Source organism: Marinobacter changyiensis (genome assembly GCF_009193265.1).
Classification (GTDB): Bacteria; Pseudomonadota; Gammaproteobacteria; order Pseudomonadales; family Oleiphilaceae; genus Marinobacter; species Marinobacter changyiensis.
Map to the genome: position 1 here is coordinate 1 of NZ_VZZZ01000004.1, position 25,457 is coordinate 25,457.

Here is a 25,457-nt window from a genome sequence, read left to right on the forward strand (position 1 = left end):
CTGACGACCATAGCGGTCTGGAACCACCTGATCCCATCCCGAACTCAGCAGTGAAACAGATCAGCGCCGATGGTAGTGTGGCTTCTGCCCATGTGAGAGTAGGTCATCGTCAGGCTCTTAAATAAGACAACCCCGACAGCGTAAGCTGCCGGGGTTTTGTTGTTTCGGCTACGATAATCTGCTGTGCACTACCAAGGCCCCCATGTGACAAGGCGGGCAACGCCCGCCGCAGGACGTCGGAACGCAGTGACGACGGTCCCGAAGGGAGAAGGCCGTAAGGCCTGAGCAATGTAGGTCATCGTCAGGCTCTTAATACCCGAACCCCCGCCAGGAGACTGGCGGGGGTTTTTTAGTGGGAAAAGAAAATTCAAGGCAGCCAGATTTCAAAAACTCCTCCGCCGAACCGGCCTTGATTGTGAAGCTTTATGAAACCGAAACGGTCACCGTCACGGTGCAAGCGAGCAATAGACGATGCAAAATATAGCCCGAGGCTCGTGCTGCCACTATCAAAATCAAGGGTTCCGGGAATGGGGCCGCCTGCTTCTTGCATGTGTGTCGGATAGCCTTCACCGTCATCTTCTACACCGATTACAAGATAGCTGTTCCGTTGACGTGCAGTGAACAATAGCTTCCCGCGAGTGTAGCGAATGGCGTTATTTATGGTGTTATTAAGCACCCCTGTCAAAAGATCCTCATCGAAAAAGCCCGTGATGTCGTCGGATTCAATACTGTACTGAATGCTATGGCCATTCAGTAGCGCTTGATGGCGGGCCAGTTGCTCGCTCAGAAAGTCTGGAACAAAGTGCTCTTCGGTGTGGGCGGACAGCGTTTCCTCCCCCAGGCGATAGATGCCCAGCAGTTGCACCAGGTCGCTGTGAACACGTTCGGTTTCATATTCCAGGGTATTAAAACGAGCTGAGACTGACAGGGTTTCAGCATACTCCTGTCGCAACTCATCGATCGAATGAAGCAGCATGCCCAGTGAGTTCTTCATATCATGCACAGCTGAGGCAATCACTAATGAAAAGTCGATCCGGGGCTCCTGGTTTGCCCCTTTGACCTCGATGGATTTTCGATCCTCAGGCATGACGCATACCCTCCAGTTTTGTCCACAATGCGAGATAACGACGATACTGTCGGTGTTGCTCAGGGAGGTTCGCCAGTGCCGAAAGGCATCGCTGGCATTCCTCGATTATTTCCTGGCGTGCTCCACCTTCTGATAACTGCTTCATAAGAACCTGAACAAGGTTCAGGTTCAGGGAAGCATGAAAAGGAACAATCACCAGTGCCTGTTTGAACGCCTCGACTGCTTCACCCAGCGATCCGGCCTCAAAAGCTTCTATTCCCTGGCGAGTGAGGGAGCGGGCCCGAAGTTTTTGTTTAAAGCCAACGGGTTCATCGAGCAGGTTCTCAATTTTTTGCATTGTGACAGGGTCTGATTCGAATCGCTGAGCCAGCGTTTTCAAGACCTCTTCTGCCTGTTCCGGGTGGTTCAGATGAAAGAGCGTTCTAGCCAGCTCCAAACCCACCTCTGCGTTCATGGTGTCATAGTCAATAGCAGGTTCCGCTTGAGCAAGGCACTCACAGGCGTCTTTGTAACGGTTTTGACCCTGGTATACTCTGGCCTTGATAAGCAAACTCAGGACTTCTATGTCAGCGGCGCCCGAAAAGCGCTTTTCCATTTTCGTCAGAGTAGAGATCGCTTCATCGGCCTGACTTCTTCCGATGTCTGTGACATCACCTTCGCTCAGTTCAGAAAGTGTGCGTCCAAGAGACAGATAATTGTCTGGGTTGTCATGGATAGAGTGATCTCCAAGTCTTACGGTGCGACGCCAAGCCGAGGTTGCGGTATCGATATCCTGGTTAGATGTCGCCAATTCTGCGAGGCTTTTTTGTCTCAACATTGCGTTCGGTGATAGCTCAGTCGCTTTCTCCAGGATTCGTTGCGCTTCACCAGGTTTGCCACCTCGAGCCAGAGTATCCGCAAGTACGTCATACGCTTCCATGAAATCCGAATGTTTAGCGACAAGGTGCTGAAGCTCTTTTATGGCGTCCTCATAGGCTTGTTCGGCTAACAACACTTTGCACTTTCCTAGCTGGGCCCATGAAATATCCCGCTGCGCCAGCACGTTGTCATATATTTTTCTTGCATGGGCGTAGTCGCCCACCCTGATGTAAAGATCAGCCAAAGTCTTCATCAGCCAGGATTTGTAACGTGGTTGTACGGGGATCGCTTTGACACAGAGCGAGATTGCCTCAGGCAAGTTATCCAGGTCGATTTCTCTGTTAATCGGCAGCAAAGCTTGCCGCTGTACAATCAGACTTCCGAGCCGGTTTTCCAGCATTGCACGATTTACCGGCTTGGCCAGATAAGCATCGGGCTGATATTCCCGGGCGCCCATGACCATCTCTTTCGACGTTTCTGCGGTCACCATCAGGAACAGCGAGGACCGCTTCAGAAGCTTGCGGTGTCGAAGCTCCTCGAGGATATGTTGGCCATTTTTTCCGGTACCGAGATTATAGTCGCACAAGACCACATCAAAATGTTCATAGGTACACAGTTGGATAGCCGCGTTCCCGTTGGAGGCCATTCCGACTTTATCGGCACCAAAACTACGGAGAATCTGACGCATGGAGACTCTGAAATTTTCAAAGTCATCGATGATCAGATAGCGCAGCTTGTGGAAGCCCTGAGAGGCTTTTTCTTCGAATGGGCTGATCATGAACGTTTAGGCTTAAGCAGTTTATTGACAAGCGCCCTGAGCGCCGCAGGTTTCACGGGTTTATAAAGTATCTGATAACCTCGTGCCACGGCATCGTCACGAACTTCCGTTCCCATGTAGCCGGTAATCAGTATTCCGGGCAGTCTGGTGCCGAAATTGGAGCGCAGAGCATCCATGGCATCGAGTCCGTTCTTGCCTTCGTCAAGCTGGTAGTCGGCAAGTATGATATCGGGCGGTGTACCGTTCAGTTGCTCGTCAGCGTGCTCGAGGCTCTCCGCTACAGTTACCCGGCAATGCCAGTTTCCAAGCAACGCCTTCATCCCGTCGAGAATGTTGGCATCGTTATCGATGCATAACACGTGCAAGCCGCTAAGAGTGGATAAACCGCGAGTGCTACGTGCGGGTTTGGTGCTTGACTCTTCAGAAACTATTGCCGGTGTTAAAGGCACAGTGATGCCGAAAACACTGCCCAGACCCTGAACAGAACGGACGTTTACCGGATGATTAAGCATGCCACTGATACGATCGACGATAGCAAGACCGAGGCCTAGTCCTTTCTTGTCACGGCCGTGCTGAAGTCTGCGGAACTCTTCGAAGATACGCTCCAGCTGATCTTCCGGAATGCCCGGCCCGGTATCCCATACTTCGATTCTCAAGTATCCGTTAAGCCTCCGGCAACCCAGCAGGATTCTGCCATTAGGGGTGTAGCGTATGGCATTGGAAAGAAAATTCTGTACCACGCGTCGTAGCAGTTTGGCATCCGATCTGACCCAGGCGCTGCTGGGTACCAGGTCCAGGACAAGCTTCTGATCTGCAGCGATTGCTGAAAATTCGGTAGACAGGTGGCTGAGCATGTCTGTCACCGGAAAGCAGCTGATTTGGGGCTCAAGTGCCCCTGCGTCCAGTTTGGAAATGTCGAGCAGCGTACTGATGATCTCCTCTGCGGCACCCAGTGAGCTGTCGATGTGCTCCACGAGTTCCCGGACTTCACCGGACTGCGCCTTCCCGGATAGAGCCGAGGTAAATAGCCGGGCAGCATTGAGAGGCTGCAGAAGATCATGGCTCGCCGAAGCCAGAAAGCGCGTTTTGCTGTGATTTGCCTGTTCCGCCACGGATTTGGCTTTCAGCATCTGTTCGTTAATTACCTGGAGCTCCTGGGTGCGCTCCTTAACCCGTTGCTCAAGATAGATGTTGGTTTCCTTCAGCGCCTGCTCGGTGCGGCGCATGGCGGTAATGTCCTGGAAGGTGGTTACGTAGCCACCACCGGGAATCGGGCTGCCCTCGATTTTCAGAACCGTGCCATCGGGGCGATAGCGTTCATAGGACATGGGGTCGCCCTTGCGCATGGCGCGGCAGCGATCGGCAACAATGTCGTCGATTTTCCTCGCGGGAAGGTTAGCTGCCATCAGGTTGTAGCGCATCAGGTCTTCAACAGCTCGCCCCGCCCTTACAAACCCGCGTGGATAGGAAAAAAGCTCCAGGTAACGCTGATTCCAGACCACGAGTTGTTGCTGATGATTGACTACCGAAACACCGAGACTGATATTTTCTATGGCAGATTGCAGCAATTCCCGGCTGAAGGTCATAGCCTGGGAGGCTTCATCCACGATGCTGACGACGTCTTCGATCTGCATGTCCCGACCGGTGAGGGTCGATTCAAGTACCACTCGAGCGGTGGAAGCACCGATCACCGATGCGAGTTGCCGTTCGATATACTTCATCAGATGAGTCGAGGCTGGCCGTTGGGGCGAAAGCCTGATGGCATTGCGCCGCTCGTAATTGCGGAAGAGAGCATCTGCACGTTCATCACCCATGAAGCGGTCCGCAAGAGCTTGCAGGTCAGAGGTCAGTACTTCGCCTTCCCACGCTTGCTGCTGGGGTGTTTCAGACCGGGGTTGAGGGTCCTGGAAGAAAGAGGCGATCTGAATTTTTTCACGTACCCGCTGCCTGGTAAGCAGTGACAGGGATACGTACAGCAGGGTATTTACCCCGAGACTCCAGATAATGCCATGGCTGACCCGGTCTACTTCAAGTCCTAACAGGGCCGTTGGTCGTGTCCAGCCGAGTCCCCAGAGGCCCTCGTCGAGAAGCGTGTCTGACAGCCACCCTGTCGATGTCATGGCCGGAATCAACAAGGTGTAGCACCAGAGTGCAAAACCGAAAGCCAGGCCCCAGACGGCGCCCGTATGATTGCCTCGTCGCCAGACGATGCCGCCAATCAGCGCTGGACCGAACTGGGCAACAGCAGCAAATGAGAGCAGGCCGAACGCCGTCAGGCTGTAATTAGCGCCAGCCAGCCGGTAAAAGCCATAGGCGGTCAAGAGAACGCCAAAAATGGCCACACGGCGTATGGTCAACAACAGGAAGCTCAAATCATCACGTCTGTTCATCCGTGGACGGAAAAACTTGAGTAGCGCAGGCATCACGATTTCGTTACTCACCATGGTGGCGATCGCCACCGAGCATACAATGACCATTGCAGCCGCAGCTGAACCCCCGCCTAGAAAGGCCAGTATTGCCAGCCAGTGCTCGCCAGCCAGGATAGGAAGGCTGAGAATGAGAGTGTCGGGATTGGTCAAATCTGCTCCCGGTGTCATCAGACCTGCACCGGCAATGGGAATCACAAAGGCGCTGGCGATGATGAGATAGGCGGGCATGGCCCAGCGGGCGGTTTCAAAATCCCGGTGATCCGTATTCTCCACCACCATCACGTGAAACTGACGGGGCAGACAAATGATGGCAAGCATGGCCACCAGCGTCTGTGTGATAAAAGCCGGGGCTTCAATAGTGTCTGTCGTCAACACGCCCATCAAGCCGGCGGCATCAATCTTGGAGAACAGGTCACCAAAACCATTGTACAGCCCGAAACCGACGAAAAGCCCGACTGCAACGAAAGCCACCAGTTTGATGACAGACTCGAAAGCTACGGCCTGGATCATGCCACGGTGATGCTCAGTAGATTCCAGGTGGCGGGTACCGAACAGAACCGTAAATACCGCTAACACGATGGTTATGTACCAGGCTGAGTCACCCCATGCGGCCTGACTGAGTTCGCCAGTGGCGATTCCCGAGTCAGACAGTATGCTGAAACCCATAGCTATGGCTTTCAATTGCAGGGCGATATACGGCACGCTACCGACCAGTGCAATAAACGCAATCATGGCCGCCAGGGATTGGGATTTGCCATAGCGGGAGGCGATGAAATCCGCTATGGATGTGCTGTTACTACGTTTACTGATAAAAATAATACGGCGAAGCAGTGGCGCACCGAAGACGAAGATCAGCAATGGCCCCAGGTAGATGGGCAGGAAACCAAGTCCTTCCTGGGTAGCACGGCCGACAGCCCCGTAGAAGGTCCATGACGTGAAATATACGGCCAGCGAGAGCGCGTATACCTGGGTGCGCGCAAACCGCTTGCGATAAAGGGTAGGGTGCCTGTCGCCAGCCCATGCAATAGCGAAAAGCAGGGAAATGTAAGCAATAGAAATCAGAACAAGCAGCCAGACGCTCAGCATAAACAGGCTTTCTCGCAACGCGGGTGAGAAATGTCACCGGTATTATTATTCAATGTAGGAATCAGAGTTACATCCGTTCAATGATGCCAACAGTGTAGCGGAAACAATACAGGGGCAACGTAGGGAATTGTGAGTCTTGTATGAAGATTGCTGGACTCCGGATGGTGTCCAGCAACATTAAGATAACGGCTGATTAGCGACAGGCCGCAACAAGAAGTTTATTGCCCGAAGGTAAAAGCTTCATGCCCGGAATCTCTGGCTCGCCGGCCTTACTGAGTGGAACCAGTTCTCTTGATCGGCAATTCAGCAGATAGGCCTTTTCGGCCACCCGATCTCCATAGCTGCTTTTGAATCGATACAGAACAAACTGCACTACGTCATCGCCAACCACATCTCGTGAAATGCTGGCTTTGTCCAGCACTGTGAAGCGGGTAATCTGTGGCGCGGCATAGCTCCAGGGGCGCCAGAATACCTGGTCCTCCACGGTGCTGACCACTTCGGTATCAGCAGGCAGGCGGGTCTGCATGTGCTCAAACCAGGTGTACTCGATATAGACTTGATAGCCCATCATGCCAAGACCGGCAAAAACGGGAATAATCCACTTGGGGGCCTTCTTCATTGTCAGACCGCGAATACCGTAGGCTATACCCGCAGCTCCCAGCCCGGCAAAAACCGTTGCAACCAAATCCCAAAACATAATGTTTCCTTAAAAAAACGGGCCTCCTCAATGAGGAAGCCCGCTTTGGATCAACCCTTTGCAGATGATTATCTGCGCAAGGCTTTATTATTGCTTAGTGATCAGTTGCCTGGCCAGCGCCACGTGGGTAACGAACGCTTTCAACCAGTTCCTGAATCTCAACCGGTGGCGCTTCTGTTGCATTAGAAACAACGAAGGCAACTGCGAAGTTGACCACCGCACCTATTGCGCCAAAGGACAGCGGCGAAATGCCCAGCAGCCAGTTATCCGGCGTGTTGGCAAGGTTGTTGGTGCCAGGAATAAAGAACCAGCCCAGGAAGACAAAGATATAGACCAGGGTTGAAATCAGGCCGGCCAGCATACCTGCGATGGCGCCCTTGTTATTAACCCGCTTGGAGAATATCCCCATCATCAACGCCGGGAACAGCGATGCGGCCGCGATACCGAAGGCCAGGGCAACCACCTGCGCGGCGAACCCGGGAGGATTTGCGCCGAGATAAGTGGCCACCACTATGGCTACCGCCATCGATATACGTGCTGCCAGTAGCTCCCCCTTGTCCGAAATATCCGGCTTGAAGGCACCTTTGATCAGGTCGTGACTGACAGCCGACGATATTGCCAGCAACAAGCCTGCTGCCGTTGACAATGCCGCTGCAAGACCGCCCGCTGCAATCAGGCCGATAACCCAGCCTGGCAGGTTTGCAATCTCCGGATTGGCCAGAACGAGAATATCGTTGTTATAGACAAACTCGTTACCTTCCCATCCACGCGCAGCGGCCTCATCAGCAAATGCTGGTGTGTCGTTGTAGTGCTGGATGCGACCATCGTTGTTCTTGTCTTCGAACTGAATCAGGCCAGTGACTTCCCACTCCCGCACCCACTGTGGACGTTGTTCGTACTCGATAGCCTGATTTTCAACACCGTCAGGGTAGATGGTGGTCATCAGGTTCAGGCGAGCCATGGATGCAACCGCAGGAGCTGTCAGGTACAGAAGGGCGATGAAGATCAATGCCCAACCCGCTGACCAGCGAGCATCAGCAACCTTTGGTACCGTGAAAAAGCGGATAATAACGTGTGGCAGACCCGCGGTACCGATCATCAGGGACAGGGTGAACAGAACCATGTTCAGCTTGTTGTCTACATCAGCGGTATAGTCGCGAAAGCCCAGGGCAGTAATAACCTCATCCAGTTTTTCGAGCAGTGGCACGCCAGAGTCGATGTGAGTGGAGAACAGCCCCAAAGGAGGAAGCGCATTGCCGGTCAGCTGGAACGAGATGAAGACCGCAGGAATGGTGTAGGCAACAATCAGTACACAGTACTGGGCCACCTGGGTGTAGGTAATACCTTTCATGCCGCCGAGAACTGCATAGATGAAAACTACTACTGCTGCGATCATCAGACCGGTTGTTGAATCTACTTCCAGGAACCGTGAGAAGGCTACACCGGCACCGGCCATCTGGCCGATTACATAAGTAACAGAGGCCACAATCAGGCAGGCAACCGCAACAAAGCGTGCATTCCGGCTGTAGAACCGGTCACCGATAAACTCGGGTACGGTGTACTTGCCGAACTTACGCAGGTAGGGAGCCAGCAGCATAGCGAGCAGTACGTAACCACCTGTCCAGCCCATCAGGAAGCTGGAGTTGGCATAGCCGCCTGCTGCAATCAAACCGGCCATGGAGATAAACGATGCAGCTGACATCCAGTCTGCACCGATAGCCATACCGTTAGTTATGGGGTGAACACCGCCGCCGGCTACGTAGAAGTCTTTGGTGCTTCCGGCTTTCGCCCAGATCGCAATCATAATGTAGATGAGGAATGACCCGCCCACAAACATCAGGTTGATGGCAAATTGACTCATGGTGCTTACTCCTCTTCCAGGCCGAATTGTTTATCGAGATTGTTCATTCTCCAGGCGTAGAAGAAGATCAGAACGATGAACGTCAGGATGGAACCCTGTTGGGCGAACCAGAATCCGAGGTCTGTACCGCCAAACTGGATACCTGCCAGCAGAGGACGGAAGAGAATAGCGCAACCGTATGACACGAATGCCCAAACGATCATACAACCCAAAATTAGGCGAAGATTCGCCTTCCAGTACTTCACAGCGTTGTCAGCGTGTTCCGACATAACAGCTCTCCAGTGTTGTTATTTTGCACTTATGACATTTCAGAGGGATGTTGTTGGTGGAAGAAAGTATTTTTTTCATGTTCTCCTCCGACTTGTTACCTTCAAGACTTTACCGCGCAACAACTTTATAGATATTGGCAAAAGGTCTAATTTTTCAGGGGTTACTGTGAAATCGAGCAAATTTATGTGACGGAGTTGGAGGTTATGGCTACAAGGTATTCATTAGTGGCGGTTCATGTCTTTCAGGCGCCGATAGAACCGTAGCTTTTCAGTCAGTTGCATCACGGTCGTAATATCAGCTTTCAGTGCCCGGCTGAGCGCCATTAACGTCAGCTCGGCTGTTGCCAAGGCATCCGCCGCCGCATGATGGCGGGCACTGATGTCAAGCCTGAAATGGTCGATCCAGTTATCCAGTCGGCCACGGTCCATCTCGGCTTCCGGGAACAGCGCCGGCATGAGATCGGCTACATCGATCCAGGTATGTTGCTGGGTATAGCCCAGGGTGTGTTTGAGGGATTTTTCCAGGAATTTCTGATCAAAAGCAGAATGAAACGCCAACACCGGGTCGCCATTCATCCATTCCAGCAGGTATAGCAGGGCATCCTCCGTTTCATGCCCCTGCACCAGTGCTTCCGGGGTTATACCGTGGATCAGAACCGTTTCACTGATGTCAAGCTCTGGCCGCCTGAGGATCAGGTCGAACTGGTCGTGCAACGGAATTGAAAGTCCATCTATGGCCACGGCACCGATGGCTATAACCTGGTCCTTCGCCGAGTTTAGGCCGGTTGTTTCGAGATCCAGAACGATAAGTCGACAGTCAGAGAGATGCTGCCCACCAGCCACCTTGGGAGTTGGCAGGTGTTTCAGGTCATGGTGTTCTGCGGGGCCGGTCAGGCGCCGGTTTATCCAGTCTTTAAGTTGGTCGAGCATGGCGAGGTCCGGTTATCACAGCACATAGGCTGTCTCGAGTTTCTGTTGCAGACGCTGGGCCTGGCGGAAGGACTCCCGCAGAATGCGCCGGTCCAGTGGGTTCAGATCATCCGGATTGATATAGTTCGACAAAGGTTGCTGTTTGGCCAGCTGCTCCTGATGGGTTCGCATGCGAATCAGCTGGATCAGACTGTATGCCTCCTTCCAGGCGCCCGCGTCCTGTCGATCAAAGGCACCCTTTTCAACCAGCCGATCCATTCGTTCGAGCGTATTGGGCTCTTCGATGCCATTGGCAAGCGCAAACACCCTTACCGCTTCCACAAAAGGCGCCAGACCCTGTCGCTTCAGGTCCAGAGTGTTCTTCTCGCCATCGGGCGCGTAGCGGAACGTTCTGAACATGGTGAGTGGTGGACGTCGGGTGACGGCGTTCCCGGCCAGCATTTTCTGGAACAGGCCATTTTTCTGAATCCGGCTCACTATTTTTTTCAACAGGATGTCCAACGGTTTGTCAGGGCCGTATACCGCCCGCATATCGAGGAAAATACAGGAATACATCAGGTTTTGAGGAGTGGAAGCATCGATGAATCGGATAAACCACTCGTCCCATTCACTGCTGCTCAGACACAGCTTGGGGTTGCTGGCCATAATGTTGCCTTTGCAGAGAGTAAAGCCGCATTCGGCCAGTTCGTGGTTAACCTTGTCGGCAAACGGCAGTAGCTTCTCCCGGACCTGGTCCTCGGTCATCCCGTCAGGCGTTTCAAACAGTATGCCGTTGTCCTGGTCGGTCAGCAGGGTTTGCTCCTGTCGGCCTTCACTGCCAAAGGTCAGCCAGGTAAACGGAATGCCCGGGTCATTCTTCTTGATATTCAGTTCAAGTACCCGTCGAACCGTTACGTCATTCAATGTGGTTATAATTTTGACGATCTGGCCGGAATCAGCCCCGTGGGCGAGCATGGTGTCTACCAGTCGCGAAACTTCACTGCGCAGGCTCACCAGCGTACGTAAATGATTGGCTGTGCCGATAGTGCGGGCCAGGTTAACAAGACCCACACGCTGGAGTGAAAACAGATCGCGCTCGGAGACAACGCCGATCAGGCGATTTTCTGTGTCCACCACACATAAATGGGCAAAGTGGTGCTCTGCCATCAGTAACGCGGCGTCAAAGGCGTGGTCCGTGGAGGGCAGGGAGCGAGGGGCAGGAGTCATAACCCTGCTTATCGGATCATCCAGGGTTGCCTGTTCCTCCGCTACCATGGTGCGAAGATCCCGGAGCGTGAATATGCCGATGGGATGGCGGTTATCATCGGTGATGATCATGCTGCCAACGTTATTCTCATGCATCCGGGCGACGACCTTTCGCACCGGTAGATCAGGCGAGCACACGATAGGATTGCGAATAGCAAAGCGGTCCAGCGGGGTATCCAGCGATGTAGTTGGACTAATGGATGCCATTGCGCTGGATTGGATATGCCGATTAACCTGGTCCAGGAGGCTACTGACCCCTCGCAGGCAGAAGTCGCGGAAAGGTTCACTTTCAGAGAAGAGGGTGACGAACCCCGCATGGTCAAGGCTCAGACAAAAGGTATCGCCGGAAGCACGGTGCAGTGTCCGGGTGGGACGCTCCCCGATCAGAGCTGCCAATGGGAAACACTCCCCCTGACTGATCTCGAATGTGGTCTCGGTCTGGCCGTCCGAAGTCTTGATCCGTTCACCCCGGATACGCCCTTGCTTGACGACGTTGAAGGTTTTGACAGTGCCGTCCTCCGGCGAAAGCACCACGTCTTCATCGGCATAATATTTCAGTGTCGCATGTTCGGCGAAGTGGGCGAGGTGATTGTCGTCCATACTGGTGAACGGCGCGTGCTCGCGAAGAAATGCCATGATGGCCCGTGTGTTCTGCGGGCGTATACTTTTGTCATTGTTTTCCATGGTGCCGCCAAATCAGGACTTTGCATGCAGTGTAGTCCAGACATGAAATACAAATGAGCATTTTTGGCCTGGGAATCGGTTTTCTTTATAGGCCGAAGAACCAATGGTAAGGTTTCAGCTCTTACGTTCTATCAGATACCGCTATGACCACTAAAGATGAACGCCTTGATTTTTTGCAGGAGATGCAGGACGTCCGTCGCATCCGGCGGCCCAACCGCGCGGATATCAAAACCCCGCGGGAGCTTACGCCCGGTCATCTCGAACGCCAGCGTGCGGCGCTGGATCAGCCGAGGCGTGATACCAACCCGTTGACCGCTGATGCGGTAGAGCCGCTTACGGCCCACGATATCCTGAGCTGGCAGCGGCCTGGTATTCAGCACGGAGTGTTCCGAAAGCTCCGGCAAGGTCAGTACCCCATTGAAGCCCGGCTTGACCTGCACCGGATGACCGTTGATGAAGCCCGCCGGGAAGTTTTTGGCTTTGTTCAGGACTGTGTTCGTTACGGAGTAAGGTCCGTGCTGGTGCTGCATGGCAAAGGGGAACGAAATCCCGACAAAATCGCCCAGCTCAAAAGTTACCTGGCCAAGTGGTTACCGGAACTGGACGACGTGCTTGCTTTTCATTCCGCCCAGAAACATCACGGCGGCACCGGTGCAGTTTATGTGATGATCCGTAAAAGTGACCATCAAAAGCAGCTTAACCGCGAAGCTCATGACAGCAGTTGATCTGTAGCAAAAAGCTTGCTTTCCGGCGCGATGAGATTTGAGCCAATATGTTCGTATTCCTCAACCCCTACACTTACGGAGTGCAGAATGAAGAAACTCCTATTGATGATCGTGGTGACGTTGGCGCTTGTCGGTTGTAAAGACCGTGTTATCTGGGACGACAAAGGAGCCGTCGAAAAGTCCACTCAGGACCGGAAAATCTGGGATTCAGAGGGCAAAATGGAGGGTGGTGAGCGAAAAATCTGGGATAAATCGGACGGTGAACCGGTTGTTGAGTAAAGACCAGACGAGATCAGCCACCCTATAATAGAGCCATCGCCTATTCACATTTGCCTGTATTCAGAGGATAGCCAGTGTTTGACGTTACCCGCTATGCCACCGTCGCCCAGTCAATTATCGAGGCCGGTCAGTTCCTGTACCAGCGAGGCTGGTCTCCGGCCACCAGCAGTAACTATTCCGCCCGAATTGACCGGGAGCATATCGCGATCACGGTATCCGGGCGCCATAAAGGCCAGCTCACGGCTGGCGACGTGATGGTGGTGGATCTTGCGGGCAACCCGGTACAGAGCGAATGCGGAGCGTCGGCTGAAACCCGGTTACATACGGTGCTTTATGAAGTGTTTCCCGAGGTTGGCGTGGTGTTGCATACCCACTCGGTAAAAGCCACCGTCCTGAGCCGTATAACACCCGCCGGGGAACCGTTGGTGTTGAACGATTATGAATTGCAGAAGGCTTTTGACGGGGTGGATACTCATGAGTCCACGCTGACCATTCCGGTATTCGATAATACCCAGGATATTGATAAGTTAGCGTTAACCACGCGGGACTGGTTCGCAGCGCACCCGGATCAGCCGGGGTATCTCATCCGTGGTCACGGACTTTATACCTGGGGTCGCACCATGTCAGACTGCCTGCGCCATATTGAAGCTTTTGAATTTTTATTCGAGTGTGAACTGGAAACCATGAGGGTTCTGCGATGACGACACTGAGTATTTACCGGGAAGGCGATCCGGCACGGCCCGAGACTGTGACGGACGATCCGTCCCGGATTGCCGAATTGCTGCGGGAGCAGGGGGTTCGTTTTGAGCAATGGCCAACCCGCGATTTACCCGCCGATGCCAGCCAGGAGGAAGTGCTAAAAGCTTATGGGAGCGAAGTGGAAGGCCTGAAAGCGGAATGTGGCTTCCAGACCGCCGACGTTATCAGTCTCAGTGCGGACAATCCCCAGAAGGAGGCTTTTCGCAAGAAATTCCTTGATGAGCACACCCACAGCGAGGACGAAGTGCGCTTTTTCGTGCGTGGCCAGGGGGCGTTTTATCTGCATTTTGGCGAATGTGTATATGCCGTTCTCTGTCAGAAAAATGATCTGATCAGCGTGCCGAATGGCACCCGGCACTGGTTCGATATGGGGCCGGAGCCAGAGTTCACTGCCATCCGGCTTTTCACCAATCCGGAGGGTTGGGTGGCAGATTTCTCCGGTGAAGACATCGCAAGCCGGTTACCACGCTATGAACAACTGACAGGGGCGGCTGGATGATCAGGGTAGTGCTGACCGACATCGAGGGTACCACCAGCTCGATTTCCTTTGTGCATGAGGTGCTTTTCCCCTATGCCACCGAGCACATGGCTGAATTTGTCAGGGACAATGCCGCTGATAATCCGGCAGTCCGTGAGCAGCTGGATGCGGTTGCCAGACAATCCGGCCAACCGCCAGAAGATGTCGACAAGCTGGTGGATGTATTATTGAGCTGGATTCGTGAGGACCGCAAAGAGACGTCACTGAAAGCCCTGCAGGGCATGCTCTGGGAGCAGGGCTATCAAAAGGGCGCCTTCAAAGGCCATGTTTATCCCGATGCGGCCGAATATCTTACTCACTGGCATGATCGGGGCTTGCGCCTCTACGTATATTCTTCAGGCTCGGTCAAGGCCCAGAAACTGATCTTCGGTTTCAGTGAATTTGGTGACCTGACTCCGTATTTCAGTGGTTATTTCGATACGCGCATGGGCGCAAAGAAAGAGTCCGCTTCGTATCAGAACATCCTTGACGAGCTCGGGGTCGAGCCTGCCACGGTTTTATTTCTCTCGGATGTCGAGGCGGAACTTGAGGCAGCGGAAGCGGTGGGCATCAGGACCGCCTGGCTGGTCAGGGAGGGCGAGTTGCCGAAAACCAACCGCCCGGTGATGCGAGATTTTGCAGAAGTTGATGAGCTGCTTAAAGCGCGCTGAGCGATTTCTGAGGCTACTGGCTTACCGGCAAAGGGTTCTCTGATCAACATCGGGGGTGCCGTGGTTTATACTCGAACAGGTTTTGGGTTCTTGTGTCTGTTAGTACTGGCGGGATGTAACCCCTTCGGCGCGCCTGATGACATGATGGAGGAGTATGTAGTACGCGTCGCCCGAGTGCTTGACCTGCCTGCGGAATTCTCTGATTTGCCTGCCGTCGAACCTTTCCCCCGACCCCGGGATCGCACGTTGGTGATCCCGGCTACCGAGCTGGGTATGCTCGACTTTCTGTCGCTCTATGGCTGCGAACTCCAGCGGGTGGTGGGTGAAAAGGCGTCGATCATGGGTCGGGTGATGCAGCCGTTGAACCGCTTGCGTTATGAAGTCCGTTTTATTGAAGCCGCCCGTGAATGCCTGCCGGACATTGAAAATGAAGAATTTGCATCGGATCTTCAAAAGGCGATCGAGAGTAAAGAACAATCCTTGCCCTTGGCTGTCTGGAACGCTACCTGGGGTGTTGAAGAAATGGAGTCGTTGTTTACGCTGGCCAAGGGCAGGCTACCGGTGGAATCCCGTGCTGGTGCTGAGCTGACAAACGATCTGAGGCGGTTGAATCAAACGGTTGCCGCTTTGAACGATGGCAACCTGGATCAGAATCTGGAGTATCTGGGCGCTGTGCATCAGCGCTGGCTGTCAGAGCACAAGGCGGGCCAGCTGATTAACAGTGCCCGGTTGCTGATCGCCAGACTCGCTGATGGGACTGCCTTGATGACCAAGCGCCTCGACTCAACACCCCTGTGTATTGGTGGCCAGCCCAATGCGCAGGCGAAGATCGTTCAATCAATGTTTTTCAGTGTGTATATCGAGAAGATCCAGCCATACCTGGCCTCCGTTCGCCGTCATCGGGACGCCCTGGTAACGCCGTTGACCGAGCTTGCCCGGCAACAGCGTGAGGTGATGCCCGCAGGTTTTGAATCTTACTACCAGAACACGTTGAGCGTGACTGCCGAAGATGGCCTGTGGCAACGATTGGATCTGGAGGTGCAGCAGCACACCGAAGCCTGGCAGGCACTGTTGGAGCAATGTGGTATGAGGCCTGTAGCGTAGGCCTGGAAAATGACAGAACCAGACCGTGAACGGGCGAGAAAGCAATAGCAAGGCGTCGCCTCAACGCTGGCTTTCCGGTGTTACCCGAAGGATCTCCTCCACAGTGGTTTGACCGGCCGCGACCTTCTGGGCCCCGCTCAGACGAAGTGATTTCATACCGTCCTTGTAGGCTTTAACCCGCAACTGGTCGAGCTCGCACCGCTCGTCGATCTGTCCCACCAGTTCACTGGATAGTTGCAGGATTTCATACACCCCGGCGCGCCCCATGTAACCGGTATTACGGCACTCCAGGCAGCCCACTGGCCGGTAGAATTGTTTCGGTGGTGCCGCTTTCCAGGGTCTGGTCAAGCTGGCCCAAGCTTCTTCATCCACCGGCCCCGGGCTCTTGCAATGTGGGCAAAGCGTGCGAACGAGTCGTTGTGCCATAACCCCCAGAACGGTCGCGCGCACCAGGTAGGCCGGTATGCCGAGCTCCAGAAGCCGTGTTATCGCACTTGGTGAGTCATTGGTATGCAGTGTTGAGAGCACAAGGTGACCGGTCAGAGCCGCCTGGACCGCCATTTCCGCTGTTTCAAGATCCCGAATCTCCCCGATCATGATGATGTCCGGGTCCTGTCGCAGCAAAGACCTCACCCCTGCAGCAAAGGTCAGTTCAATGTTGGACTGAACCTGCATCTGATTGAAGGCCGGCTCAACCATCTCGATTGGATCTTCAATGGTGCAGACGTTCACTTCTGATGTGGCGAGTTGTTTCAGGGTGGAATACAAGGTGGTGGTTTTGCCGGATCCCGTGGGCCCGGTTACCAGCACGATGCCGTGGGGTTTGCCGGTAATGTCCTTCCAGCGGGCCCGGTCCTCCTTCGAAAATCCCAGTTGCTCAAAACCTTTGAGCAGTACTTCGGGGTCAAATATTCGCAAAACCATTTTTTCGCCAAACGCGGTTGGCATGGTGGCGAGACGAAGTTCCACCTCGCTATTGTCCGGCTTGCGGGTTTTGATTCGACCATCCTGGGGCCGTCGCTTTTCCGCGACGTTAAGGCGGCCAAGAATCTTCAGGCGGCTGGTAACGGCAACGCCGACCTGCTCTGGGAACTCATAGACATTGTGAAGTATGCCATCGATGCGGAAGCGCACCTGCACCACGCCACGGCGAGGCTCAATGTGGATGTCGCTGGCGCGCTGGTCGTAGGCATATTGCAGCAACCAGTCCACAATCCTGACGACATGCTGGTCATTGGCATCCGGGTCGTTGCCACCGCCAATATCCAACAACTGCTCGAAATTGTGAAGGTTGCCGCCAGCGTTGTTGCCCTGGCCGGAACTGGCTTTGCTGACGGAGCTGGCAAGCTGATAGAACTCAACAGTGTAACGGCGGATATCTTCCGGGTTTGCCACCACCCGCTTGATGTCCTTCTTCAGGACATGGCGAAGATTGGCCTCCCAGTCACTTTTGAACGGCTCGGCACTGGCGATCAGCACTTCATCCCTGCGAATTTCCACCGCCAGGATGCCGTGGCGCTGGGCAAAAGCGTAGGACATCGCCTTGGCAATCGCCGGGGTGTCAATCTTGAGCGGGTCGATGTGGTAGTAGGGTTGCTGTGCCCAGTCCGCTAACCAATGAGTCAGCCGCTCAAGGTCCAGCGAGCGCTTGCTTTGCAGGCTGGTCGGCGCGGCAATTCCCACAATTTCCAGTGGGTGGCGGGACGCACTGTCGGCTCCCAGATTGGCGGCCAGGATACGCTCGGCTTCCTCCTGATCCACCTCGCCACTACTCACCAATGCTGAACACACGTCTCGTAAGGTGAGTGTCGATCGGTGCGGTGCCGGAAGCGGAGTGGCGGCCATTGTTCATTCCCTTGACAGTATGTTGGAGGCGTTGTTTCAGGTCGGTTCAGGGCCGATTGGTTTTGAGGTGAATCATGGCAACAGTAAAGAGGGCAAAGGTCAAGATTGCCAGCAGCATCGGGGCGAAATCACCTTCACTGAGCCATGCCGACACCACCGCCTGGGTGAAGTAGAAAATAACCACAAAGCTCAGCCAGATGTAACCCCGGTTGTCGCCCCGGAAGACCGGTACCATGAACAACAATAACGGAATCAGTTTGACGCTCAGGATCAGAATCAGCGATACGTCCTCCACGGGTTCCGGGTAGAAGGTCGTGATCAGAAGTGTTGCGAGGACGGCAAGATAAAGCAGGGCCGTGGAAACCAGGGTGATCTTCGCTTTCGGGGCATACAGCATTAAGCATTCCTGTTGGTGGCAAGTCTCAGAGCAATCGAAGCCAGGCGCTGACCGAAGGTTTGGCAGATTGCTTTCTCATGGTCGGTGAGCGGTTGTTGGTCGCCGGTGCCGGCCCAGTGAGAGGGTCCGTAGGGCGTGCCGCCGGAGGTGGTTTCGTTGAGCGCGTTTTCGGAGTAGGGCACGCCGCACAGAATCATGCCGTGGTGGAGTAATGGCAGCATCATGCTGAGGATGGTAGTTTCCTGTCCGCCATGCAGACTGCCGGTGGAGGTAAATGCGCCGCCAGGCTTATCGGCAAGGGCACCGCTCAACCAGAGGTCGCCGGTGCTGTCGAGAAAATACTTGAGAGGTGCGGCCATATTGCCAAACCGGGTGGGGCTGCCGAGTGCCAAAGCGGCACAGTTTTTCAGGTCATCCTTGCTGCAATAGGGCGCGCCCGCGTCGGGCACCGCTGGAGCCGAGGCCTCGGTATCCGGAGAGACTGATGGCACGGTTCGGACCCGCGCTTCCATGCCGCCCACCCGGGCCACCCCTCGGGCAACCTGAGAGGCCATCTCTGCGGTTTGGCCGGTTCTGCTGTAATAGAGCACCAGCACGTAATTATTGGCTTCCGACATGGCATTTTCCGATTTGGTTTCAGGACAGTACGTAAGTGAATCAGGATAAGCTCAGGGAACGTTCGGGAATGTTAATGTCCACCTACTTGGCGCCGACTCGCGGTAGGGTACAATAACCGGCTTTATGCCACAGTCTAACAGGAGGCTCGTCCTTGAAGTACCCCAGGATCATGCTCGCCGCGCTGATGCTCGCGTTGGCTGGCTGCGAGAAAATCGAGTTCGAACAGGCTTCCGGACAGACTCTTGACTGGGATTCCCTGCGCGGACAATGGGTGCTGGTCAACTATTGGGCGGAGTGGTGCAAACCCTGCCTGGAAGAAATTCCGGAACTCAACGTGCTGGATGATAATCCCGACATCACCGTACTGGGCGTCAATTTCGATGGTATCCGGGGTCCGGAGTTGGTGAATCTCGGGGCGAAGATGGATATTCGATTCGGTATGCTGGCGGAGGATCCGGGCCCTACTTTTGACTGGAAATTACCGGTGGCTCTGCCTGCGACATTCGTAGTTAACCCTGAGGGCGAGTTGCTTGAGGCCCGTTTCGGCCCCCAGACCGAAGAGGATCTGCTGGGTCTGATCAAACGCTGACGCGTTCGGGGCAAGCTTGCCCCCTGCGCACTCATTGCCTGAAAAAACTGGAACAACCTGACGTTATGGCCACGACCTTTGTACATCTCCGCGTGCACTCCGAATACTCTCTGGTGGACGGACTGGTTCGCGTCAAGCCCCTGATCAAGCGGGTAGCCGAGCTCGGAATGCCCGCGGTCGGCCTGACCGAACAATCGAACATGTGTTCGTTGGTGCGCTTTTATAAAGGGTCGATCGGAGCCGGTATCAAGCCGATTATCGGCGCTGACATCTGGCTGGATAACCCGGAAGAGCCGGAAAGCCCATTCCGTTTGACGTTACTGGCCGCCAGCGACATCGGTTACCTGCACCTGACTGAAATTATTTCTCTCGGTTACACCGAAGGACAGCGCTATGGCAGGCCCGTTGTCCAGCGAAGCTGGATCGAACAACGTGCTGAAGGGCTGATTGTGCTGTCGGGTGGCAAAATGGGCGATGTCGGCAAAGCCTTGCTGGCCAGCAAAACCGACCTTGCTCGCAGTCGGACCGAGTACTGGATGACCCTGTTCCCGGATAGCTATTATCTGGAATTGCAGCGAACCGGACGTATCAACGACGAAGAATGCCTGCATTTGAGTGTCGAACTGGCGGAAGCGCTCGATTGCCCGGTAGTGGCCACCAATGATGTGCACTTCCTCTACGCCGATGATTTTGAAGCTCACGAGGCCCGGGTCTGCATTGGCGAGAGCCGCACCCTGGATGACCCGCGCCGTGATCGGCGGTTCAGTGATCAGCAGTACCTGCGCAGCTCGGAGGAGATGATCGAGCTGTTCTCGGATATTCCCGAAGCGATTGAAAATACCGTCGAGATCGCCCGTCGCTGTAACGTGAAAGTGCGGATGGGCGAGTATTTCCTGCCGAACTACCCGATTCCTGCCGGTCTTACCATGGACGAATACTTCCGGAAGGTCTCCGAGGAGGGGCTGGAAGAGCGCCTGGCCAAAACCCTGCCGAAAGACGATCCGGAATACGATCAGAAGCGCCAGGCCTACTATGACCGGCTGAATTTTGAGCTCAATATCATTACCCAGATGGGGTTCCCCGGCTACTTTCTGATCGTTATGGACTTCATCAAGTGGGCCAAGAACAACGGTGTACCGGTGGGTCCTGGTCGGGGTTCTGGCGCCGGCTCCCTGGTGGCCTACTGCCAGTCCATTACCGACCTCGACCCGCTGGAATACGACTTGCTGTTCGAGCGCTTCCTGAATCCGGAGCGGGTGTCGATGCCCGACTTTGACGTCGATTTCTGCATGGAAGGCCGTGACCGGGTCATTGCCTATGTGGCCGAGAAATACGGCCGGGAAGCGGTATCCCAGATCATTACCTTTGGCACCATGGCGGCGAAGGCGGTGGTGCGGGACGTGGCGCGGGTGCAGGGCAAGTCTTACGGTCTGGCGGACCGATTGTCCAAGATGATCCCGTTTGAAGTAGGTATGACGCTGGCAAAGGCCCGGGAACAGGAAGAGCCTTTACGGGAGTTTCTGGAGCAGGACGAAGAAGCCCAGGAAATCTGGGAAATGGCCCTCAAGCTTGAAGGCGTCTGCCGGAATGCGGGCAAACACGCCGGTGGCGTGGTGATTGCGCCGACCAAAATCACCGATTTCTCGCCGCTGTATTGCGATGACGAAGGCGGCAGCCTGGTTACCCAGTTCGACAAGAACGATGTCGAAGAAGCCGGGCTGGTGAAGTTCGACTTCCTGGGTCTGCGGACCCTGACCATCATCGACTGGGCCCTGGGCATGATCAACCCGCGCCGCGAGCTGCGCGGTGAATCGAAGCTGAATATCAACGATATTCCGCTGACCGATCGCAAGTCGTTCGAAATGCTGAAAAAAGCGGATACCACTGCGGTGTTCCAGCTTGAATCCCGGGGCATGAAAGATCTGATCCGGCGCCTTCAGCCTGACACCCTTGAGGATATGATCGCCCTGGTGGCGTTGTTCCGTCCCGGGCCGCTGCAGTCAGGCATGGTGGACGACTTTATCGACCGTAAGCACGGTCGCCAGCCGGTGGCTTACCCCCACTCGGATTTCCAGTACGAAGGCCTCAAGCCGGTGTTGGAGCCGACTTACGGCATCATCCTGTATCAAGAGCAGGTTATGCAGATTGCCCAGGTGATGGCCGGCTTCAGTCTCGGTGGCGCCGACCTGCTGCGGCGGGCCATGGGTAAGAAAAAAGCCGAAGAAATGGAGAAGCAGAAAGCGATCTTCATTGAGGGCTGTAAAAACAACAACATCACCGAGACCCTGGCAGAGAATATCTTTGACCTGGTGGAAAAGTTTGCCGGTTACGGTTTCAACAAATCCCACTCGGCAGCCTACGCCCTGGTGTCCTATCAGACCCTCTGGCTGAAGGCCCATTACACCGCGGAATTCATGGCGGCGGTGCTGACGGCGGATATGCAGAACACCGATAAGGTGGTCACGCTGGTGGAAGAGTGCCGGCACCTGAAGCTGGATCTGGTGTTGCCGGATGTCAGCACCTCTGAATACACCTTCACAGTCAACGATGACGGCCAGATCGTCTACGGTCTCGGCGCCATCAAGGGTCTTGGAGAAGGCCCGATCCAGAGCATTGTGGACGCGCGGGAAGCCGGCGGCCCGTTCAAGGATCTGTTTGAGTTCTGTCGCCGGGTAGACATGAAAAAGCTCAACAAGCGAGCCATGGAAGCTCTGATCCGCTCAGGTGCCATGGACAAGCTTGGCCCGGGCCGGGCGCATATTACCGCGAGCATCGACAAGGCGATCCAGCAGGCCGGCCAGCAGTCCCGGAATGAGTCCGTGGGCATGGTGGACATGTTCGGGGAAATGCTTGGCGGTGATGATGACATCAACCTGTTCGATGATGTGACCAGTGTGCGGGAATGGCCGGAGAAACAGCGCTTGAAGGGCGAAAAGGATACCCTCGGGCTCTATCTGACCGGCCACCCCTTCGATGAGTATGAGCGTGAAGTCCGTCGTTTTGTGCGCTCGTCTATTGCTGACCTGAAGCCATCCCGCACGCCGCAACGGCTGGCAGGGCTGGTGATAGCACAGCGCACCATGAAGACCCGCACTGGCCAGACCATGTGCTTTATTACCCTGGATGACCGTAGCGCGCGGATCGAAGCGACGCTGTTTTCGGAAGTGTATTACGCCAACCGCGAGTTGCTGCAGTCAGATCAGGTGATTGTGGTTGAAGGGCAGGTCAGCCATGATGATTATTCTGGTCAGATGAAAGTGCGGGTCAGCGATATCATGGATGTTGGCGCCGCCCGCCAGCGATTCAGCCGCGGGCTTCAATTGGCCCTGAAGGCCGATCAGTTGCAGAATGGCTTGCTGGATCGGCTTGATGACACCCTGCGACCGTTTCGCTGTGAAGGCAGCCCGGTCTGGATTGATTACCAGGGTCCTGAGGCCAGCACGCGTATTCAGCTCGGTGATAGCTGGCGAGTGCAGCCTGACGATGCCCTGCTGCTCGAATTGAGATATCTGGTGGGCGACCAGGCTGTTGAACTGGTCTATGATTAGGGATGTGAATGGACAACTCATACCAATGTCCGCTTTTGCTTGGGAAACTGCGCTGCTATTTTTAGCGAAATTCTGAACTTGCGGGGGACTCTGCAGCAATTCACCCCCTCGCCTGGCACAAAATGACGGAACATCATGAACCCAAATTATCTGGATTTTGAACAGCCGATTGCCGACCTTGAAGCCAAGATTGAAGAGCTTCGGATGGTTGGAAATGACACCGAAATCAACATTACCGATGAGATCAGCCGTCTCAAGAATAAAAGCGTCAGTCTGACCGAAAGTATCTTTTCGGATCTGGCGCCCTGGGATATTTCCCGCCTGGCCCGACACCCGCGCCGGCCATATACCAGGGACTACATTGATCTGATCTGTGAGGATTTTGACGAGCTGCACGGTGATCGTCATTACGCAGACGATCTCTCCATCGTCGGGGGCACAGCGCGGCTGGACAACCGCCCGGTGATGGTGATCGGCCACCAGAAAGGGCGAGAAGTGCGCGACAAGGTCAAACGCAATTTCGGCATGCCCAGGCCAGAAGGCTACCGTAAGGCACTGCGCCTGATGGAGATGGCCGAGCGCTTCAAGATGCCGGTGCTGACGTTTATCGACACACCGGGGGCTTACCCGGGTATCGGAGCAGAAGAGCGCGGCCAGAGCGAGGCTATCGCATTCAACCTGGCGGTGATGTCCCGTCTCAAGACGCCGATTATCTCCACGGTGATCGGTGAGGGTGGTTCTGGTGGTGCTCTGGCCATTGGCGTCTGCGACCAGCTCTTCATGTTGCAGTATTCCACCTACGCGGTTATCTCACCGGAGGGCTGTGCTTCCATCCTCTGGAAAAGTGCGGACTACGCCGCTACTGCAGCAGAAGCCATGGGTGTGACGGCCGATCGCCTGAAGGCTCTTGGTCTGGCGGACCGGGTGATCTCCGAACCACTGGGTGGAGCCCATCGCAAACCCGAGGAGATGGCGCAGGCATTGCGCAAGAATCTGAACGAAGGGTTGGAAGAACTGTGCAAGCTCGCACCTGACGACCTGGTCGCCCGCCGTTATGAGCGATTGACCCGCTATGACACCGGGCGGTAACAGCCGCCCGGTTGACCTTATCTGGCCGTCAGAACTTGTCGCCGCTGTAAGTGCCACCCCTCCCGCTCCAAGGGTGTGGGTGGCCTTCAGCGGCGGCCTTGATTCCACACTTCTCCTGCACGCTGCCCATCATTGTTTCGATGGTGACATCGCGGCACTTCACATCAATCACCAGCTTCAACCCAATGCCGGTGAGTGCGAGACTCACTGCCGTGCAGTCTGTCGTGAATTAGGTGTCGAACTGGTTGTTGAGGCAGTTGATGTTGGCGCGATTAAGGGGGTCGGCCTTGAAGAATCGGCCCGGAATGAACGTTATCGCGTGTTCGAGACACGGTTGGGTCCTGACGAAGCACTGCTGATGGCTCACCACGGTGACGATCAGACTGAAACCGTGCTGTTCCGGCTGGTGCGAGGGACCGGTGTGGCGGGTTTGGCGGGTATGCCGGTGCAACGCCCATTGGGCGAAGGCTTCCTGTTTCGGCCATTGCTGGCTTTTGGCCGCGAACAGCTTTGCTGCTGGGCCGCCGAGCTGGGCTTACAGTGGATTGATGATCCGAGTAACGACGATCAACGTTTCGACCGTAACTTTCTGCGCCACTCTATCTTGCAACCGCTCAAGCTGCGCTGGCCCACACTTTTGCAGCGCCTGGGCCACACGGTTGAGGCCTGCCGGGAGGCAGATCAGCTGGCCTATCGTCTGGCTCAGCTGCAGTACGCATCCTGTGCCGACGCCAGGGGGGCTATCGGATTAGCGGAGTTCCGCCTCCTTAGTCTGGCTGAGCAGAAAAACCTGTTGCGATGGTCCATCCTCGAGCGCGGCTGGACGCTCCCGTCGGTAAAACACTGGGATCAGGCGTTGGTACAAATGGCCACGGCAAAGGAGGACCGTGCACCAGAGATTAAGGGTGACGGGTTCTCCATCCGGCGCTACCGTGATGCGCTTTACCTGGTGGCTGAACCGGAAGCGGTGCCAACCGGGACCAGGATTTTATCGGCGTCCTGTCCGGTGGAATGGGGGTCATACCGGTTCTGCCTGGAGACTGCCGGGCAAGCTGAGACCGCAGCGCCCGAGCTTGAAGTAAAGGCAAGGGCTGGCGGCGAGCGCATTCGCCCCGATCCGACCGGGCCGTCACGATTACTGAAGACCTGGCTGCAGGAAACAGCCGTTCCACCCTGGCAACGACAGGGTTTGCCCCTGCTCTGGGAAGCGGGAAATGTGGTTGGCGTAGCTGATTTGTGGCTTTCCCCGCGGTTCTCGGGGGAGGCGCCAGTGAGCGGCTGGCGAATCCGGGCGGAGCGGGATTTTAATTGAGAAGGCAGGGCCTTTCTGGTAGCCTGACTTCCCATCTTGAGATGACAATCTCCCTCCTTAAAACCGAACCAGACTAACCA

The 25,457-nt window shown here is 55.2% G+C and carries 21 protein-coding genes and 1 rRNA gene; 11 read left to right on the forward strand and 11 right to left on the reverse strand.

From position 1 onward, the window contains the following. A 5S ribosomal RNA gene (gene rrf, locus F6Y09_RS11175) occupies positions 1 to 115 on the forward strand. Between the two features lie 252 nt (positions 116 to 367). Here rrf and F6Y09_RS11180 read toward each other — a convergent pair. The 8 genes from F6Y09_RS11180 to F6Y09_RS11215 all read right to left on the reverse strand — a co-directional run bounded on the left by F6Y09_RS11180 (position 368) and on the right by F6Y09_RS11215 (position 11,924). Then, positions 368 to 1,087: a sensor histidine kinase gene (locus tag F6Y09_RS11180; RefSeq protein ID WP_152207025.1), complete on the reverse strand. Its 720-nt coding sequence runs from the start codon at positions 1,085 to 1,087 to the stop codon at positions 368 to 370. Further along, the gene (locus F6Y09_RS11185; protein WP_152207026.1) at positions 1,080 to 2,723 is read right to left on the reverse strand and encodes a response regulator; all 1,644 of its coding nucleotides are present in this window, start codon (positions 2,721 to 2,723) and stop codon (positions 1,080 to 1,082) included. The genes F6Y09_RS11180 and F6Y09_RS11185 overlap by 8 nt, the downstream gene beginning before the upstream one ends. Then, positions 2,720 to 6,238: a hybrid sensor histidine kinase/response regulator gene (locus F6Y09_RS11190; protein ID WP_152207027.1), complete on the reverse strand. Its 3,519-nt coding sequence runs from the start codon at positions 6,236 to 6,238 to the stop codon at positions 2,720 to 2,722. The genes F6Y09_RS11185 and F6Y09_RS11190 overlap by 4 nt, the downstream gene beginning before the upstream one ends. Positions 6,239 to 6,431: 193 nt before the next feature. Next, positions 6,432 to 6,935 (reverse strand): hypothetical protein, encoded by a 504-nt coding sequence (locus F6Y09_RS11195; protein WP_152207028.1) that lies wholly within the window; start codon positions 6,933 to 6,935, stop codon positions 6,432 to 6,434. Between the two features lie 94 nt (positions 6,936 to 7,029). Next, positions 7,030 to 8,796, reverse strand: coding sequence for a sodium:solute symporter family protein (locus F6Y09_RS11200; RefSeq protein WP_152207029.1), 1,767 nt, complete (start codon positions 8,794 to 8,796; stop codon positions 7,030 to 7,032). 5 nt (positions 8,797 to 8,801) lie between these two features. Further along, positions 8,802 to 9,065, reverse strand: coding sequence for a DUF4212 domain-containing protein (locus F6Y09_RS11205; RefSeq protein ID WP_152207030.1), 264 nt, complete (start codon positions 9,063 to 9,065; stop codon positions 8,802 to 8,804). 222 nt (positions 9,066 to 9,287) lie between these two features. Beyond that, on the reverse strand, positions 9,288 to 9,995 hold the full coding sequence (locus F6Y09_RS11210) for a 3'-5' exonuclease (RefSeq protein ID WP_152207031.1): 708 nt from the start codon (positions 9,993 to 9,995) through the stop codon (positions 9,288 to 9,290). A gap of 15 nt (positions 9,996 to 10,010) precedes the next feature. Further along, positions 10,011 to 11,924 carry a putative nucleotidyltransferase substrate binding domain-containing protein gene (locus F6Y09_RS11215; protein ID WP_152207032.1) on the reverse strand — a complete coding sequence of 638 codons (1,914 nt, stop codon included), beginning with the start codon at positions 11,922 to 11,924 and terminating at the stop codon, positions 10,011 to 10,013. A 143-nt stretch (positions 11,925 to 12,067) separates the two neighbouring features. Here F6Y09_RS11215 and smrA point away from each other — a divergent pair, with 143 nt between their 5' ends. The 6 genes from smrA (at position 12,068) to F6Y09_RS11245 (ending at position 15,979) form a co-directional block, all read left to right on the forward strand. Then, positions 12,068 to 12,649, forward strand: a complete 582-nt coding sequence (smrA, locus tag F6Y09_RS11220) for a DNA endonuclease SmrA (RefSeq protein ID WP_152207033.1) — start codon at positions 12,068 to 12,070, stop codon at positions 12,647 to 12,649. Between the two features lie 87 nt (positions 12,650 to 12,736). Next, entirely contained in the window at positions 12,737 to 12,928 is a 192-nt protein-coding gene (locus F6Y09_RS11225) for a hypothetical protein (RefSeq protein ID WP_152207034.1), read from the forward strand. 74 nt (positions 12,929 to 13,002) lie between these two features. Continuing rightward, positions 13,003 to 13,629, forward strand: coding sequence for a methylthioribulose 1-phosphate dehydratase (locus F6Y09_RS11230; RefSeq protein WP_152207035.1), 627 nt, complete (start codon positions 13,003 to 13,005; stop codon positions 13,627 to 13,629). After that, on the forward strand, positions 13,626 to 14,186 hold the full coding sequence (locus F6Y09_RS11235; RefSeq protein WP_152207036.1) for a 1,2-dihydroxy-3-keto-5-methylthiopentene dioxygenase: 561 nt from the start codon (positions 13,626 to 13,628) through the stop codon (positions 14,184 to 14,186). The genes F6Y09_RS11230 and F6Y09_RS11235 overlap by 4 nt, the downstream gene beginning before the upstream one ends. After that, positions 14,183 to 14,875 (forward strand): acireductone synthase, encoded by a 693-nt coding sequence (gene mtnC, locus F6Y09_RS11240; protein ID WP_152207037.1) that lies wholly within the window; start codon positions 14,183 to 14,185, stop codon positions 14,873 to 14,875. The genes F6Y09_RS11235 and mtnC overlap by 4 nt, the downstream gene beginning before the upstream one ends. 90 nt (positions 14,876 to 14,965) lie before the next feature. After that, complete coding sequence (locus F6Y09_RS11245; protein ID WP_246180497.1) at positions 14,966 to 15,979, forward strand: DUF3080 domain-containing protein; 1,014 nt, start codon at positions 14,966 to 14,968, stop codon at positions 15,977 to 15,979. Positions 15,980 to 16,039: 60 nt separating this feature from the next. Here F6Y09_RS11245 and tfpB read toward each other — a convergent pair whose 3' ends face one another. The 3 genes from tfpB to wrbA are packed head-to-tail and all read right to left on the reverse strand — an operon-like array spanning position 16,040 to position 18,838. Next, a complete protein-coding gene (gene tfpB / locus F6Y09_RS11250) occupies positions 16,040 to 17,824 on the reverse strand; it encodes a type IV pilus assembly ATPase TfpB (RefSeq protein ID WP_152207038.1) in 1,785 nt (594 codons plus the stop codon). A gap of 46 nt (positions 17,825 to 17,870) precedes the next feature. Next, positions 17,871 to 18,221, reverse strand: coding sequence for a DUF2069 domain-containing protein (locus F6Y09_RS11255; RefSeq protein ID WP_152207039.1), 351 nt, complete (start codon positions 18,219 to 18,221; stop codon positions 17,871 to 17,873). Beyond that, positions 18,221 to 18,838: an NAD(P)H:quinone oxidoreductase gene (gene wrbA, locus F6Y09_RS11260; protein WP_152207040.1), complete on the reverse strand. Its 618-nt coding sequence runs from the start codon at positions 18,836 to 18,838 to the stop codon at positions 18,221 to 18,223. Before wrbA ends, F6Y09_RS11255 begins: the two co-directional genes overlap by 1 nt. 170 nt (positions 18,839 to 19,008) lie before the next feature. On the opposite strand from wrbA, the gene F6Y09_RS11265 reads away from it, so the two are divergent. The 4 genes from F6Y09_RS11265 to tilS all read left to right on the forward strand — a co-directional run bounded on the left by F6Y09_RS11265 (position 19,009) and on the right by tilS (position 25,377). Then, positions 19,009 to 19,428, forward strand: coding sequence for a TlpA family protein disulfide reductase (locus F6Y09_RS11265; RefSeq protein WP_152207427.1), 420 nt, complete (start codon positions 19,009 to 19,011; stop codon positions 19,426 to 19,428). A 65-nt stretch (positions 19,429 to 19,493) separates the two neighbouring features. Next, positions 19,494 to 22,976 (forward strand): DNA polymerase III subunit alpha, encoded by a 3,483-nt coding sequence (gene dnaE / locus F6Y09_RS11270; RefSeq protein ID WP_152207041.1) that lies wholly within the window; start codon positions 19,494 to 19,496, stop codon positions 22,974 to 22,976. Positions 22,977 to 23,111: 135 nt separating this feature from the next. Beyond that, positions 23,112 to 24,065 carry an acetyl-CoA carboxylase carboxyl transferase subunit alpha gene (gene accA, locus F6Y09_RS11275; RefSeq protein WP_152207042.1) on the forward strand — a complete coding sequence of 318 codons (954 nt, stop codon included), beginning with the start codon at positions 23,112 to 23,114 and terminating at the stop codon, positions 24,063 to 24,065. Beyond that, positions 24,049 to 25,377, forward strand: coding sequence for a tRNA lysidine(34) synthetase TilS (tilS, locus tag F6Y09_RS11280; RefSeq protein WP_152207043.1), 1,329 nt, complete (start codon positions 24,049 to 24,051; stop codon positions 25,375 to 25,377). Before accA ends, tilS begins: the two co-directional genes overlap by 17 nt. The last annotated feature ends 80 nt before the right edge of the window (positions 25,378 to 25,457 follow it).

Bases quoted from the DNA above. Each gene is read 5' to 3' on its own strand.
- F6Y09_RS11180 (WP_152207025.1), bottom strand. From the start codon at position 1,087: ATGCCTGAGGATCGAAAATCCATCGAGGTCAAAGGGGCAAACCAGGAG.
- F6Y09_RS11185 (WP_152207026.1), bottom strand. From the start codon at position 2,723: ATGATCAGCCCATTCGAAGAAAAAGCCTCTCAGGGCTTCCACAAGCTG.
- F6Y09_RS11190 (WP_152207027.1), bottom strand. From the start codon at position 6,238: ATGCTGAGCGTCTGGCTGCTTGTTCTGATTTCTATTGCTTACATTTCC.
- F6Y09_RS11195 (WP_152207028.1), bottom strand. From the start codon at position 6,935: ATGTTTTGGGATTTGGTTGCAACGGTTTTTGCCGGGCTGGGAGCTGCG.
- F6Y09_RS11200 (WP_152207029.1), bottom strand. From the start codon at position 8,796: ATGAGTCAATTTGCCATCAACCTGATGTTTGTGGGCGGGTCATTCCTC.
- F6Y09_RS11205 (WP_152207030.1), bottom strand. From the start codon at position 9,065: ATGTCGGAACACGCTGACAACGCTGTGAAGTACTGGAAGGCGAATCTT.
- F6Y09_RS11210 (WP_152207031.1), bottom strand. From the start codon at position 9,995: ATGCTCGACCAACTTAAAGACTGGATAAACCGGCGCCTGACCGGCCCC.
- F6Y09_RS11215 (WP_152207032.1), bottom strand. From the start codon at position 11,924: ATGGAAAACAATGACAAAAGTATACGCCCGCAGAACACACGGGCCATC.
- smrA (WP_152207033.1), top strand. From the start codon at position 12,068: ATGACCACTAAAGATGAACGCCTTGATTTTTTGCAGGAGATGCAGGAC.
- F6Y09_RS11225 (WP_152207034.1), top strand. From the start codon at position 12,737: ATGAAGAAACTCCTATTGATGATCGTGGTGACGTTGGCGCTTGTCGGT.
- F6Y09_RS11235 (WP_152207036.1), top strand. From the start codon at position 13,626: ATGACGACACTGAGTATTTACCGGGAAGGCGATCCGGCACGGCCCGAG.
- mtnC (WP_152207037.1), top strand. From the start codon at position 14,183: ATGATCAGGGTAGTGCTGACCGACATCGAGGGTACCACCAGCTCGATT.
- tfpB (WP_152207038.1), bottom strand. From the start codon at position 17,824: ATGGCCGCCACTCCGCTTCCGGCACCGCACCGATCGACACTCACCTTA.
- F6Y09_RS11255 (WP_152207039.1), bottom strand. From the start codon at position 18,221: ATGCTGTATGCCCCGAAAGCGAAGATCACCCTGGTTTCCACGGCCCTG.
- wrbA (WP_152207040.1), bottom strand. From the start codon at position 18,838: ATGTCGGAAGCCAATAATTACGTGCTGGTGCTCTATTACAGCAGAACC.
- F6Y09_RS11265 (WP_152207427.1), top strand. From the start codon at position 19,009: ATGCTCGCCGCGCTGATGCTCGCGTTGGCTGGCTGCGAGAAAATCGAG.
- dnaE (WP_152207041.1), top strand. From the start codon at position 19,494: ATGGCCACGACCTTTGTACATCTCCGCGTGCACTCCGAATACTCTCTG.
- accA (WP_152207042.1), top strand. From the start codon at position 23,112: ATGAACCCAAATTATCTGGATTTTGAACAGCCGATTGCCGACCTTGAA.
- tilS (WP_152207043.1), top strand. From the start codon at position 24,049: ATGACACCGGGCGGTAACAGCCGCCCGGTTGACCTTATCTGGCCGTCA.